The following is a 12,672-nucleotide window of genomic DNA, read 5'->3' as shown; positions in this document are numbered from 1 at the left end:
TTCCCGTAGCCATTGCCGTCACATCTCCCGTTCTACACTGCCGACCCAATACATCCTATTTCGGACACGCCGCCGCGGTTTCCCGGGGGCTCCCCCAGGGCCGTTCACCTGCGGGGAATCGTCCCCTCTTGCCGCGATTCAGGACTGCTTCAGCTTACGCTGTACAACGCCGCGGAGGCCTCTCGGGTATTCGCTCCGCCACCTCATGTCGCCGGCACGGCGCCGGCGTCCCGGCGGCGGAAGCGGCGCGGTGCACGTCGCGGACACGCCGAGGCCCCCGCCGCACGGAGCGGCGGGGGCCTCGGGCGGTCGGCCCGGGGGCGGCGCGGCGGTCAGCCGTTGGACGCCTTCTCGTACGCCGAGACGACTTCCTCCGTGGGCCCGTCCATCAGGAGTTCGCCCTTTTCCAGCCACAGCACCCGGTCGCAGGTGTCGCGGATGGACTTGTTGTTGTGGCTCACCAGGAAGACCGTGCCGGCCTTCTGCCGCAGTTCGCGGATGCGGTTCTCCGAGCGCACCTGGAAGCTGCGGTCGCCGGTGGCCAGGGCTTCGTCGATCATCAGGACGTCGTGGTCCTTGGCCGCGGCGATGGAGAACCGCAGGCGGGCGCCCATGCCGGAGGAGTAGGTGCGCATCGGCAGGGAGATGAAGTCGCCCTTCTCGTTGATGCCGGAGAAGTCGACGATGTCCTGGTAGCGCTCCTTGATCTGCTCGCGGGTCATGCCCATCGCGAGGCCGCCGAGGACGATGTTGCGCTCGCCGGTCAGGTCGTTCATCAGCGCCGCGTTGACACCCAGCAGCGAGGGCTGGCCGTCGGTGTAGACCTTGCCGGCCTCGCAGGGCAGCAGGCCCGCGATGGCGCGCAGCAGGGTGGACTTGCCGGAGCCGTTCGAGCCGATGAGGCCGATGGCCTCGCCGCGGTAGGCCGTGAAGGAGACACCGCGCACGGCGTGGACCCGGCGGACGCCCGGTGCGTCGCCCTTGCCCCGGCGGATTATCTTGTTCAGCGCCGCGGTGGCGTTGCCCTTGCCGGAGCTGCCTACGTTGACGCGGTAGACGATGTGCACGTCGTCGGCGATGACGGTGGGGACGCGCCCCTGGGTGTTCTCAGCCACGGCCGTAACGCTCCTCAGCCTTCCAGAAGTACACGAAACCGCCGAGGCCGATCACGACGGCCCAGCCGACGGCGAAGGCCCACACGTGCGGGGGCAGGTTCTCCGCGCCGTAGTTGTCGATCAGCGCGAAGCGGATCAGGTCCATGTAGATCGCCGCGGGGTTCCACTGGAGCACGTCGGCGATCCACGAGGGCTTGCCCTTGAGCATCTCGTTGATCGAGAACATGACGCCCGAGGAGTACATCCACGTACGCGTGACGAACGGCATCAGCTGCGCGAGGTCGGGGGTCTTGGAGCCCATCCGCGCGAAGATCAGCGCGAGCCCCGTGTTGAAGACGAACTGCAGCACCAGGCACGGGAGCACCAGCAGCCACGACAGCTTCGGGAAGCTCCCGAAGGACACCACGACGATGACGACGACGATCATCGAGTAGAGCAGCTGCTGGAGCTGCTGCATCGAGAAGGAGATCGGCAGCGACGCCCGCGGGAAGTGCAGGGCGCGGACCAGTCCGAGGTTGCCCGGAATGGCACGGACGCCCGCCATCAGCGAGCTCTGGGTGAAGCTGAAGACGAAGATGCCCACCACCAGGAAGGGGATATAGACCCCCTTCTCCATACCCCGGCCCGCGTTCATGATCAGGCCGAAGATCAGGTAGTAGACCAGGGCGTTCAGCAGTGGTGTCGCCACCTGCCAGACCTGGCCGAGCTTGGCCTGGCTGTACTGCGCGACCAGCTTGGCCCGGGAGAAGGCCATGATGAAGTGGCGCCGGCCCCAGAGCTGCCGCACGTACTCGCCGAGACCCGGCCGGGCTCCGCTCACGGAGAGGCCGTACTTCCTGGCGAGCTCCGCAGGGCTCAGCCCCGCGTCTGCGGACGGCGGCCTGCTCGTGGCAAGTGCGCCATCGTGGGTTGTGTCACTCACAAGTTGAAACTTTCGTCTTCAAGATGCGGCAGGAAGGGCATCAGGCTGGTGGCGCGAGGCCCGTGATCGCGCCATGTTCCCAGACGCGGGCTCGTCAGATGACAGGTGGTCGGCCCAGTCGGGTCAACCGCCAGACCGTACGCCATCTCATGGGGCGGCGGGGACCGCAGGGAGTGGTCCACCCCTCCCTGAACCCGCCGAACCAGGCCTTGAGCGCCGGTACGGAAGGCCTGCGCAGGAGCGTCAGCAGGAGCCAGACGCCCAGGTAGACCGGCACCAGCGGTGCGGGCAGGTTGCGGCGGGCGAGCCACACCCGGTTACGGGCAACCATACGGTGGTAGACCGCGTGCCGGGAGGGGGCGGTCGTCGGGTGCAGCAGCACCATGTCCGCCCGGTAGTCGATCGACCACCCCGCGTCGAGCGCCCGCCAGGCCAGGTCGGTCTCCTCGTGAGCGTAGAAGAACTCCCCGGGCAATCCTCCGACCTGCTCGAACACCGTCGTGCGGACGGCATTGGCGCCGCCCAGGAAGGTGGTCACGCGGGAGGAGCGCATCGGGTCCGAGGCGCGCAGCCGCGGCACGTGCCGGCGCTGGGTCTCGCCGGTCTCCGGATCGGCGATCCGGAAGCTGATGATCCCCAGGCCCGGGTCCTCGGTGAAGGCCTGGCGGCACAGCTCGGCGGTGTCGGTGCGCTCCAGCAGCCCGTCGTCGTCCAGGAAGAGCAGGGCGTCCACCTCGCGGCCGCCGGGGCCGAAGGCCTCGATGCCGACGTTGCGGCCGCCGGGGATGCCCAGGTTCTCGGGCAGCGAGACACTGCGCACGCCCTCGGGGAGTCCGGTGACCTCGACGCCCTGGCCCACGACGACGACCTCGACGGGGTCGCCCTGCTGGCGGGCGACCGAGTCGAGGAGCGCCTTGAGGTCGTCCGGCCGGTTGCCCATGGTGATGATCACGGCGCCCAGCCGCATCGGCGCGGTCACTTGAGCCTGCTGGAGGCCAGGACCGACACCAGGTGCAGCACCGTCTGGAGCAGCGCGATGCCGGCCAGCACGGCGACGCCGAGCCGGGAGAAGTACAGGTCGCCCCGGACCTGGTCCAGGACAGCCAGTACCAGGATGAGCAGGGAGGCCTCGATGCCGAGGATCAGGCGGTGGAACTTCAGCGCGGCCGCGGCCCGGCGGGCGACCGCCATGCCGGACGAGCGCGGCTCGGACGCCGCTTCCTTGACCGGCTCCTTGCCGACCTGGTGCCGGGCGACGCCGACCAGGTCGGTCTCGGCCTTGATCAGGATCGCGCCGAGCGCCGCGAGGGTGCCCAGGAAGGCCCACAGCCAGTCGATCCGGCCGCCGCCCCACAGGTCCGCGGCGCGCAGGCCGAAGCCGACCAGGACCGCCGCGTCGCACAGGTAGGCGCCGACCCGGTCCAGGTACACGCCGGACAGCGAGAACTGCTTCTTCCAGCGGGCGACCTCCCCGTCGACGCAGTCGAGCAGCAGGTACATCTGGACCGCGACCACGCCGAGGACCGCGCCCCAGACGCCCGGCACCAGCAGGGCCGGGGCGGCGAGCACGCCGGCGAGGGTCATCACGTAGGTCAGCTGGTTCGGCGTGACCTTGGTGGTGACCAGGAAGCGGGTGATGCGCAGGGAGATCTCGCGCATGTAGAGGCGCCCGCCCCAGTGCTCGCCGCTCCGCCGGTCCTTGACGCCCGGCGGGTGGACGACGGGCCGGAGTTCAGCTACGGATGGTCTGGGCATAGTCGGCGTACGCGTCCCTGATCTCGGCGGCGGACAGGTTGAGGTGCTCCAGGATCGTGAAGCGTCCGGGGCGGGTCTGCGGGGCGTACTCGACGGCCGTGACGAACTCGTCGACGCTGAACCCGATCTCGTCGGGCAGCACCGGCAGGCCGTGCCGCCGCAGCACCTCGACGAAGAGCCCGGACTGCTGCTCGGCGCCGCGCAGGTGCATCGCGAAGGCGGCGCCGATGCCGACCTGCTCGCCGTGGAGCGCGGAGCGCCCCGGGTAGAGCAGGTCGAAGGCGTGGCTGATCTCGTGGCAGGCACCGGACGAGGGGCGGCTGTCGCCGCTGATCGACATGGCGATGCCGGAGAGGACGAGGGCCTCGGAGAGCACGGTGAGGAACTCGTCGTCGCCGCAGCCGCCGGGGTGGCGCAGCACGGACTCGCCGGCCGTACGGGCCATGGCGGCGGCCAGGCCGTCGACGGGCTCGCCGTTGACGCGGTGCGAGAGCTCCCAGTCGGCGATGGCCGAGATGTTGGAGATCGCGTCGCCGATGCCGGCGCGGACGAACCGCACCGGGGCTTCCTTGATCACGTCGAGGTCGATGACCATGGCGATCGGCGTCGGGACGCCGTAGGAGCCGCGTCCGTTGTCGTTGTCCAGGATGGACACCGGCGAGCAGATGCCGTCGTGCGAAAGGTTGGTGGCGACGGCCACTATGGGCAGCCCGACCCGCGCCGCGGCGTACTTCGCCACGTCGATGATCTTGCCGCCGCCCAGGCCCACGACGGCGTCGTAGCGGCGGCCCTTTATGTCGTCGGCCAGCTTGACCGCGGAGTCGATGGTGCCGTCGACGACGGGGTACCAGTCGGCGTTCGGCAGCACCGGCTCCAGCTTGGCGCGCAGTGCGACGCCGGAGCCGCCGCTGATCGCGATCGCGAGCGTGCCGGACGCGGAGATCCGCTGGTCGGCCAGGATGCCGACCAGCTTGTCCATCGCCCCGCAGCTGATGTCGACGACGACCGGCGAGGGGATGAGCCTCGTCAGTACTGGCATGCGATCGTCCGGCCCTTGGCGAGGTCGTCGTGGTTGTCGATCTCGACCCACTTGACGTCGCCGATGGGGGCCACGTCGATGGTGAAGCCGTCGTTGACGAGCTGCTGGTAGCCGTCCTCGTAGTAGAGGTCGGGGTCGCGCTCGAAGGTGGTCTTCAGGGCCTCGGCGAGCTGCTCGGCGGCCTCGGGCTCGATGAGGGTGACACCGATGTACTCGCCGGTCGCGGTGGCCGGGTCCATCAGCTTGGTGATCTTCCGGACACCCTGCCCGTCGGCGGTGATGACCTTCATCTCCTCGTCGGCCAGGTGCTTGACCGTGTCGAGGGCGAGGATGATCTTCTGGCCGTTGCCGCGGGCGGCGAGCAGGGTCTTCTCGACGGAGACCGGGTGGACGGTGTCGCCGTTGGCGAGGATCACGCCCTGCTTGAGGACGTCACGCGCGCACCACAGGGAGTAGGCGTTGTTCCACTCCTCGGCCTTGTCGTTGTCGATCAGCGTGATCTTGACGCCGTACTTGGCCTCCAGCGCCTCGCGGCGCTCGTAGACGGCCTCCTTGCGGTAGCCGACGACGATGGCGACCTCGGTGAGGCCGACCTCGGCGAAGTTGCCGAGCGTCAGGTCGAGGACCGTGAGGCTCTCCTCCTGGCCCTCGGGGCCGACGGGCACGAGGGCCTTGGGGAGGGTGTCGGTGTAGGGACGCAGGCGGCGTCCGGCACCGGCCGCGAGTACAAGGCCGATCATGCTGGTTCTCCTTCGTCATGTACGGCGGGTGCTCCGGAGGAGACCCAGAAGCGGATGCTCTCCACGAGCACCACCAGTGCCACGAACACGGCCATGGCCGTGAGCGCGACGGGGAACGCGTCCCGGGGCAGGACGACGGCCAGGACCACGGTCAGCAGGACCCGGCCCTCGTGACCGCCGATCACCCGCACCAGCCAGTGCGGGGGCGCGCCCGAGCCACCGCGGATGCGGTAGACCGTGTCGTAGTGATGGTAGGCGACGGCCGCGACCAGTCCGAATGCCGCGGGAAGGGCCCCGGGGACGTCCGCCTTGGCGGCGAGGGCGAGGACGGTCACGTACTCGGCGAACCGGAAGAGAGGCGGGACGAGCCAGTCGAGGGGGCCCCTGAGGGGGCCCGAGACCGCCGCCCCGGCGAAGCAGACGTAGGCCACGGCGGTCCCGATCAGCCAGGGGGTGGCGAAGTCTCGGGTCACGGCGGCGCCGGCCATCAGTACGGAGCCGGCCAGGGCCAGCCCCACCGCTTCGAAGTTCGGCCGCCGCTTCGTGCGACGGGCCGGGCCGGTCCAGGCGAGCACGGCGGAGTCGGCGAGGTCCGCGAGGGCCTGGGCGGCCCGGTCGGTCCGGGTGGCCTTGCGCGTCAGGGAGCGCAGGACGCGGCCCGCGGTGGTGTAGAGCGCACCGAAGGCGCAGCCGACGAGCAGGGCGTAGAAGACGATGCGGGGGGTGGTCGTGGCGGTCAGCACCGCGATCATGGCCCAGCGCTCGCCGATCGGCAGGATGATCATGCGCCGGACCCAGACCGTCCAGCCGACGCTGTCGAGCCTGTCGGACAGGGCGGCCGTCGGGCTCGTATTGGCCGTGGCGTCGTGGTTCGCCTCGTTGAAGGAGAAGTCGACGACGTGCCGGCAGGTCATGAGGATCATCGAGCCGAGCGCGAGGGCCCATACGTCGTCGCCGCTCCTCGCCGCGCCGAGCGCGAGGCCCGCGTAGAAGGCGTACTCCTTCGCGCGGTCGAAGGTGGCGTCGAGCCAGGCGCCCATCGTCGAGTACTGGAGCGAGTAGCGGGCGAGCTGCCCGTCGGTGCAGTCCAGGACGAAGGAGACGAGGAGCAGCACGCCGGCGGCGACGTAGCCCCAGCGCTCGCCGGTGGCGGCGCAGCCGGCCGCGATCAGCGCGGTGATCAGCGAGGCGGTGGTGACCTGGTTCGGGGTCAGGCCGCGGCGCGCGCACCAGCGGGCGATGTAGCGCGAGTACGGGCTGATGAAGAAGGTGGTGAAGAAGCCGTCGCGGGACTTCACGGCGGTCCGCAGGCGTACGGCCTCGTCGTCGACCGCGGCGACCGCGGCGGCGGCCGTGCGGTGCTCCTCGTCGGTGGCCGGGACGGCGGCGACGAGCGTGCCGAGCTCCGGCCGCTGGACGGCGGTCCCGGCGGCCTCCACTTCGGCGGCGAGCAGGTCGGGGTACGGAACCCGGCCGCGGCCCGCGGTCGCGGCGGCCCGGTCCAGGGCGGCCCGGGCACCCGGCTGCACGGCGAGGGCGCCGGTGACGGCGCAGGCGTCGAAGCGGGGGTCGGTCAGCGCGAGGCGCAGGGCGTGCAGGTGTCCGACGAAGGCGCTGTCCACGACGGCCACCCGCTGGTCGGCGGGTACGGCGCCCAGAGCGGCGGCGACGTCCTCGGGACCCGCTGCGGGGCGGACCTCGAAGCCGAGGGAGCGCAGCTCGTCCGCGAGCGGTGATCCGGGAACCGGCAGGCCGGTGAGGATGGCGGTCGGCAGACGAACTCACTCCTTGTAACGGGCGCCTCGGGGGGCGGCGGCGCGTCGGCAGAGGCTATCGGATGAATGGAAGCGGGGGTTCACCGCCCGTTTACACCCCGATAAGCCGTACGTCCCGGGGCTCCGGGCCTGCCGGGTCATCATTGACGATCACCGCGCGGTACCACAAACGGCGTCGGTGTTACGGTGGACACGCCCCTGATCGAGCCGAGTGGAAAGAGGTGGGTTGATGACCGTCGTAGTGGTCGCGGCCATGCGCAGCGAACTCCGGTGCATCCCCCCTCTCCTCCGGGCATCCGGCCAGGCCTGATCATCCGCTGATCTCCCCCAGCCACCGCTGGGGTGTGCCTCGTCGGCCGGGGCCCCCGTTCCAAGGGTTCACGTTGACCGACAACACCCACAGTCACACCGACACCACCGCCTTCTCCGGCGCCGCCTTCTGGGAGGCGTTCTTCGAGCTGCACCACGGCCTGCCCCGGCAGGCCCCCGGTTCCAGCGCCAGTACCCGGCACCTGCTGTCCCTGTGCGGACCGCTGCCCGAGCGGCCGCGCGTCCTCGACCTGGGCTGCGGTCCGGGCCGCAGCGCCCTGCTGCTCGCCGCCGAGGCGGGCGGGGCGGGCCTCGCCGAGGTGACCGCCGTGGACCGCCACGGCCCCTTCCTCGAAGAGCTCCGCACGGCCGCGGAGGCCCGCGGCCTCGCGGACCGCGTCCTCCCCGTCGAGGGGGACATGGGCGCGCTCCCCTACGAGGACGGCTCCTTCGACCTCGTGTGGGCGGAGGGCTCCGCCTACATCATCGGCTTCGCCGCCGCGCTGGCGCGGTGGAAGCGGCTGCTCGCCCCGGGCGGCACCCTCGTGCTGACCGAGTGCGAGTGGACCGTCGGGGAGCCGTCCGCCGGGGCGCGCGCCTTCTGGGACCGGGAGTACCCGCTGCGCTCCACCGCGCGGAACCTCGCGGCCGCCCAGGCCGCCGGGTACCAGGTGCTCGGCGTGCACCACCTGCCCGACTCCGACTGGGCCGAGTACTACGGTCCCCTCGCCGGGCGGGCCCGGTCCACCGGGCCCTCGACCCCCGCGATGGCGGCCGCGCTGGCCGCCACGCGCGAGGAGCTCGACGTACGGGCCCGCCACGGGCACGAGTACGGGTACACGGGCTACGTCCTGCGCCCGGTGACCGCCGGGGACGGGGACGCCTGGCCGGCCCGCCCGGAGACCGCGGCCGACACGGCCGCCGTACGGGCCGTCAACCTGGCGGCGTTCGGGACACCGCTGGAGGCGGATCTCGTGGACGCGCTGCGCGCGGACGACTCCTGGGTGCCCGGGCTGTCGTACGTGGCCGAGGGCCCGGACGGGTCGGTGGCGGCGCACGCCCTGCTCACCGTGTGCAAGGTCGACGGGGTACGGGCGCTCGCGCTCGCCCCGGTGGCCGCCGATCCGGCGCGGCAGCGCTCGGGCGCCGGCAGTTCCGTCGTACGGGCGCTGCTCGCGGCGGCCCGGGAGCGCGGGGAGTCCCTGGTCCTCGTGCTGGGCCACCCGGCGTACTACCCGCGCTTCGGTTTCGTACCGGCCTCGCGCTTCGGGATCCGGGCTCCCTTCGAGGTCCCGGACGAGGCGCTGATGGCGCTGGTGCTGGACGATTCCGTTCCGGTGCCGTCGGGCACCATCCGGTATCCGGCTCCGTTCGGGGTCTGACGCGGGAAGCGGAATACGCGATGGGTGTCTGCCCCCCGCCGCTTATCACGCGGCGGGGGGCAGACATGCGCGGAACGCGTAAGTGCGGGCAAGCCGCTTTTGTACGGCAGACTGAAGGCCGAAGTCCGAAGCGAAGGATGGGTATGCCGACCACACCAGCCACCGCCGCGAACAGCGCGACCAACGGCACCGGAACTCAAGAACCGATCATGCTCGAACTGGTCGACGAGTCCGGGAACACCATCGGCACGGCGGAGAAGCTCTCCGCCCATCAGGCGCCCGGGCAGTTGCACCGGGCGTTCTCCGTGTTCCTCTTCGACGAGCAGGGCCGCCTGCTGCTCCAGCAGCGGGCGCTCGGGAAGTACCACTCCCCCGGTGTCTGGTCGAACACGTGCTGCGGTCACCCGTATCCCGGTGAGTCTCCGTTCGCGGCGGCGGCCCGGCGGACCCACGAGGAGCTGGGGCTGTCGCCCTCGCTGCTGGCGGAGGCGGGGACCGTGCGCTACAACCACCCGGACCCCGCGTCGGGTCTGGTGGAGCAGGAGTTCAACCACCTTTTCGTGGGACTCGCGCAGTCGGTCCTGCGGCCGGATCCGGAGGAGGTCGAGGACACCGCCTTCGTGACCGCCGAGGAGCTTGCGAAGCGGCACGCCGAAGTGCCGTTCTCGGCCTGGTTCATGACCGTGCTGGACGCGGCGCGGCCCGCGATCCGCGAGCTGACGGGTGAAGCCGCGGGCTGGTAGCCGCTGTCGTGGCCGCCGGCCTTCCGGCCCCCGGCCCGCGTCGTTCAGACGACGGGGGTGGCGGGGGCCGGTGCGGTGAGCGGCAGGGCCGCCCAGATGACCTTGCCGCCGGTCGAGGTGTGTTCGACGTCGCAGACCCCGCCGGCCTCCAGCGTGACCTCCCGTACGAGGAGCAGCCCGCGGCCGCCGGTCTGGCCGAAATCGGCCTCCAGCGCCTTGGGGCGGTAGGGGTGGTTGTCCTCGACGGCCACCCGTACCCACTCGCGGCCGATCGCGACCTCGACGGCGACCTCCGGCGAGAGCAGGGCGGCGTGCCGGACCGAGTTCGTCACCAGCTCGGAGACGATCAGCAGCAGGGAGTACACGAGGTCCTGGTGGGCCGGCACCCCCTGGCGCCCGAGCAGGTCCCGGACCGCGCGGCGCGCCTGCGGAACGGATTCTTCTACTGCGGGAGCGGTGAACCGCCACACTCCCTCGTACGCGAGGGGGTCGGCCGGAGCCTGCGGCTCCGGCTCCCTGGCTGGCGGGACGCTCCCGCTGACATCCATCTTCCGTCCCCCGTCTTCACGCTCGATCGTCTCCACGCCTCCAGAGTGGGGAACAGGCTGGTCCTGACCGGACCGCTGACCAGAAGTCAGCGTCAATCGGACACTTTCTGACCACTGGCGTATGACAGAGTCAGTTGTTCGACTGTTCCTGATCTTCCGTGGGGCGCTTCTCGGCCGCCTGGCTCGCATCGGCCGCCGCATCCGGACCGGGCTCCGCCTCGTCGTCCCTGACCAACCCCAGGATGCGCCGGGCGCCCATGCCCAGGGCCACCAGGCTCAGCCCGTCGAACAGGAGGGCGAGGGAGAAGAAGGTACCGATCACGTACAGGCTGTTGCCGGGCCAGTTCCACAGGATCAGGATGCCCAGCAGGATGCCGAAGGCACCCTGGACGAGCGAGAGCCCGAAGTTCGGACCGCGCACCACCACGGAGCCGGCCAGCCGGAACACCCCGCCGGTGAGGAAGAGCAGCGCGGCGAACATCGTCAGGGCCTCGGCGCTCGCCTCCGGGCGGCGCAGGATCACGAAGCCGGCCGCCAGGTTGATCGCGGCGACGATGACGGCGAGCCAGAAGTAGTTGCTCCTGCGCGACTGCACGGCGTGGACCAGGCCCACGACACCGCCGATCAGCAGCAGCCAGCCGAAGAGGAACATCGAGGTCAGGGTGGCCACACCGCTGTAGACCAAGCCGACCAGACCGGCCAGCACGAGAATCACCCCGAGCAGGGCCAGCAGCCCGAAACTGCGGTTGAGCTGCTTCTTCTCCCGCTGTGGTTCCCGGCCCCTGGCGCCGCCCGCGCCCTTGCCGTCGGTACGGTCTGCGGCCATGAGCCTGCCTCCTCGCACCCCCGCGATCCCCCTTGATCATAGGATCGGCGGCCCGGGATAGCATCCGGCGCATGGACGCAGCCCGGGACGCAGCCCTCCTGCACACGGTCTCCGACGGGGTCGCCACCGTCGTCATCTCGCACCCCGCCAAGCGCAACGCCATGACGGCCGCCATGTGGCGGGCGCTCCCCGAGCTGCTGGCGGGCCTCGCGGCCGACCCGGCCGTACGGGTGCTCGTGCTGACCGGGGCGGGACCGACCTTCTGCGCGGGGGCCGACATCTCCTCGATCGGCGGGGACGATGACCCGCAGGCCCTGGCCGTGACGGCGGAGGAGGCGCTGGCCGCCTTCCCCAAGCCGACGCTGGCGGCGATCCGGGGCTTCTGCGTGGGCGGCGGCAGCCAGCTGGCGGCCGCGTGTGACCTGCGGTTCGCGGAGGAGGGGGCGTCGTTCGGGGTGACCCCGGCGAAGCTGGGCATCGTCTACCCGGCGTCCTCCACCCGGCGGCTGGCCTCGGTGGTCGGCCCGGCGTGGGCCAAGTACCTGCTGTTCTCCGCGGAGTTGATCGGGGCCGACGCGGCCCTGCGCGCCGGGTTCCTGAACGAGCTGGTGCCGGCCGGCCAACTGGACAAGCGGGTCGCGGACTTCGCCCGCACGCTGGTCGCGCGCTCGCAGCTCACCCAGGCCGCGGCGAAGGAGTTCGCGGACGGCCGGACGGACCGGGACGCGTACTGGACGGCCCAGGCGGCCGGAAGCGGCGACACCGAGGAGGGTGTCGCCGCGTTCCTGGAGCGTCGCGAGCCCCGCTTCACCTGGACCTGGACTACTTGAGGATGAAGCGGCTCTTGCCGCGCCACTCCTCGACGATGTCGGCCGGGGCCTTGTCGGGCGAGCCCGCGTCGTAGGGCGGCTGGGGGTCGTACTCGGTCAGCAGCTGCACGGACTGGGCCAGCCGGTCCCCGCCGATCCGGCCGAGCAGGGTCAGCCCCATGTCGATGCCGGAGGACACCCCGGCGGCGGTCACGTACTTCCCGTCGGTGACGACCCGCTCCCCGGTGGGCAGGGCCCCGTAGGCCGGGAGCTGGTCGAGGGCGAGCCAGTGGGAGGTGGCCCGGCGCCCCCGGAGCAGCCCGGCTGCGGCCAGCAGCAGCGAGCCGGTGCACACCGAGGTGGTCCAGGTGCTGGTGGCGTCGGCGGTCCGCAGCCAGTCGAGGAGGACCTCGTTCTCCATCTGGTCGCTCTGCCCGGGGCCGCCGGGCACCAGGATGATGTCGGGGTTCGGCACGTCGCCGAGCGCCTTGTCCGCGACGAGCGCGAGCGACCCGGAGTCGTTGCGCACGGGCCCGGGCCGCTCGGCGACGAACACGGTCTCGGCCCCGGGCAGCCGCCCTAGGGTCTCGTAGGGCCCGACGGCGTCGAGCGAGGTGAAGCGGTCGAAGAGTAGTACGGCGATCTGCATGGCTCCTCCGGAGCGTCTTGCCTCCCGGCGGGGGGCGGCTGGTCTGGGGCGAAGCCCCGG

At 71.4% G+C, this 12,672-nt stretch carries 14 protein-coding genes; 4 read left to right on the top strand and 10 right to left on the bottom strand.

Annotated features, from left to right (window positions below; genetic code table 11):
- Positions 1 to 332: 332 nt before the first annotated feature.
- The 7 genes from ACFWBN_RS24125 to ACFWBN_RS24095 all read right to left on the bottom strand — a co-directional run bounded on the left by ACFWBN_RS24125 (position 333) and on the right by ACFWBN_RS24095 (position 7,193).
- On the bottom strand, positions 333 to 1,115 hold the full coding sequence (locus tag ACFWBN_RS24125) for an ABC transporter ATP-binding protein (protein WP_385178984.1): 783 nt from the start codon (positions 1,113 to 1,115) through the stop codon (positions 333 to 335).
- Positions 1,108 to 2,037 (bottom strand): ABC transporter permease, encoded by a 930-nt coding sequence (locus ACFWBN_RS24120; protein WP_385178983.1) that lies wholly within the window; start codon positions 2,035 to 2,037, stop codon positions 1,108 to 1,110. Before ACFWBN_RS24120 ends, ACFWBN_RS24125 begins: the two co-directional genes overlap by 8 nt.
- 94 nt (positions 2,038 to 2,131) lie before the next feature.
- Positions 2,132 to 3,004 carry a glycosyltransferase family 2 protein gene (locus ACFWBN_RS24115; protein WP_385178998.1) on the bottom strand — a complete coding sequence of 291 codons (873 nt, stop codon included), beginning with the start codon at positions 3,002 to 3,004 and terminating at the stop codon, positions 2,132 to 2,134.
- Between the two features lie 8 nt (positions 3,005 to 3,012).
- Positions 3,013 to 3,792, bottom strand: a complete 780-nt coding sequence (locus ACFWBN_RS24110; protein WP_385178982.1) for a CDP-alcohol phosphatidyltransferase family protein — start codon at positions 3,790 to 3,792, stop codon at positions 3,013 to 3,015.
- Positions 3,770 to 4,831 (bottom strand): iron-containing alcohol dehydrogenase family protein, encoded by a 1,062-nt coding sequence (locus ACFWBN_RS24105; protein ID WP_385178981.1) that lies wholly within the window; start codon positions 4,829 to 4,831, stop codon positions 3,770 to 3,772. Before ACFWBN_RS24105 ends, ACFWBN_RS24110 begins: the two co-directional genes overlap by 23 nt.
- Entirely contained in the window at positions 4,819 to 5,571 is a 753-nt protein-coding gene (locus ACFWBN_RS24100; RefSeq protein ID WP_385178980.1) for a sugar phosphate nucleotidyltransferase, read from the bottom strand. Before ACFWBN_RS24100 ends, ACFWBN_RS24105 begins: the two co-directional genes overlap by 13 nt.
- A complete protein-coding gene (locus ACFWBN_RS24095) occupies positions 5,568 to 7,193 on the bottom strand; it encodes a DUF5941 domain-containing protein (protein ID WP_385178979.1) in 1,626 nt (541 codons plus the stop codon). Before ACFWBN_RS24095 ends, ACFWBN_RS24100 begins: the two co-directional genes overlap by 4 nt.
- On the opposite strand from ACFWBN_RS24095, the gene ACFWBN_RS24090 reads away from it, so the two are divergent.
- The 3 genes from ACFWBN_RS24090 to idi all read left to right on the top strand — a co-directional run bounded on the left by ACFWBN_RS24090 (position 7,170) and on the right by idi (position 9,780).
- Positions 7,170 to 7,307, top strand: a complete 138-nt coding sequence (locus ACFWBN_RS24090; protein WP_385178978.1) for a hypothetical protein — start codon at positions 7,170 to 7,172, stop codon at positions 7,305 to 7,307. The genes ACFWBN_RS24095 and ACFWBN_RS24090 overlap by 24 nt on opposite strands.
- Before the next feature lie 422 nt (positions 7,308 to 7,729).
- Positions 7,730 to 9,037: a GNAT family N-acetyltransferase gene (locus ACFWBN_RS24085; protein ID WP_385178977.1), complete on the top strand. Its 1,308-nt coding sequence runs from the start codon at positions 7,730 to 7,732 to the stop codon at positions 9,035 to 9,037.
- 143 nt (positions 9,038 to 9,180) lie between these two features.
- Entirely contained in the window at positions 9,181 to 9,780 is a 600-nt protein-coding gene (gene idi / locus ACFWBN_RS24080) for an isopentenyl-diphosphate Delta-isomerase (protein WP_385178976.1), read from the top strand.
- A gap of 44 nt (positions 9,781 to 9,824) precedes the next feature.
- On the opposite strand, the gene ACFWBN_RS24075 is transcribed toward idi, so the two are convergent.
- Complete coding sequence (locus tag ACFWBN_RS24075; RefSeq protein WP_385178975.1) at positions 9,825 to 10,364, bottom strand: ATP-binding protein; 540 nt, start codon at positions 10,362 to 10,364, stop codon at positions 9,825 to 9,827.
- A 94-nt stretch (positions 10,365 to 10,458) separates the two neighbouring features.
- Positions 10,459 to 11,154 carry an HdeD family acid-resistance protein gene (locus ACFWBN_RS24070; RefSeq protein ID WP_385178974.1) on the bottom strand — a complete coding sequence of 232 codons (696 nt, stop codon included), beginning with the start codon at positions 11,152 to 11,154 and terminating at the stop codon, positions 10,459 to 10,461.
- A 71-nt stretch (positions 11,155 to 11,225) separates the two neighbouring features.
- Between ACFWBN_RS24070 and ACFWBN_RS24065 the strand changes: the two genes are divergently transcribed.
- Complete coding sequence (locus ACFWBN_RS24065) at positions 11,226 to 11,984, top strand: enoyl-CoA hydratase/isomerase family protein (protein ID WP_385178973.1); 759 nt, start codon at positions 11,226 to 11,228, stop codon at positions 11,982 to 11,984.
- On the opposite strand, the gene ACFWBN_RS24060 is transcribed toward ACFWBN_RS24065, so the two are convergent.
- The gene (locus tag ACFWBN_RS24060; RefSeq protein WP_385178972.1) at positions 11,977 to 12,612 is read right to left on the bottom strand and encodes a DJ-1/PfpI family protein; all 636 of its coding nucleotides are present in this window, start codon (positions 12,610 to 12,612) and stop codon (positions 11,977 to 11,979) included. The genes ACFWBN_RS24065 and ACFWBN_RS24060 overlap by 8 nt on opposite strands.
- Positions 12,613 to 12,672 lie beyond the last annotated feature (60 nt).

Origin of the sequence: Streptomyces sp. NPDC059989, assembly GCF_042736975.1 — a bacterium.
GTDB lineage: Bacteria > Actinomycetota > Actinomycetes > Streptomycetales > Streptomycetaceae > Streptomyces.
This window is presented reverse-complemented; position numbering and strand designations above follow the sequence as displayed.

Coding starts and splice junctions, on each gene's coding strand:
- idi (WP_385178976.1), top strand. CDS start 9,181: ATGCCGACCACACCAGCCACCGCCGCGAACAGCGCGACCAACGGCACC.
- ACFWBN_RS24100 (WP_385178980.1), bottom strand. CDS start 5,571: ATGATCGGCCTTGTACTCGCGGCCGGTGCCGGACGCCGCCTGCGTCCC.
- ACFWBN_RS24060 (WP_385178972.1), bottom strand. CDS start 12,612: ATGCAGATCGCCGTACTACTCTTCGACCGCTTCACCTCGCTCGACGCC.
- ACFWBN_RS24065 (WP_385178973.1), top strand. CDS start 11,226: ATGGACGCAGCCCGGGACGCAGCCCTCCTGCACACGGTCTCCGACGGG.
- ACFWBN_RS24115 (WP_385178998.1), bottom strand. CDS start 3,004: ATGCGGCTGGGCGCCGTGATCATCACCATGGGCAACCGGCCGGACGAC.
- ACFWBN_RS24070 (WP_385178974.1), bottom strand. CDS start 11,154: ATGGCCGCAGACCGTACCGACGGCAAGGGCGCGGGCGGCGCCAGGGGC.
- ACFWBN_RS24105 (WP_385178981.1), bottom strand. CDS start 4,831: ATGCCAGTACTGACGAGGCTCATCCCCTCGCCGGTCGTCGTCGACATC.
- ACFWBN_RS24110 (WP_385178982.1), bottom strand. CDS start 3,792: ATGCCCAGACCATCCGTAGCTGAACTCCGGCCCGTCGTCCACCCGCCG.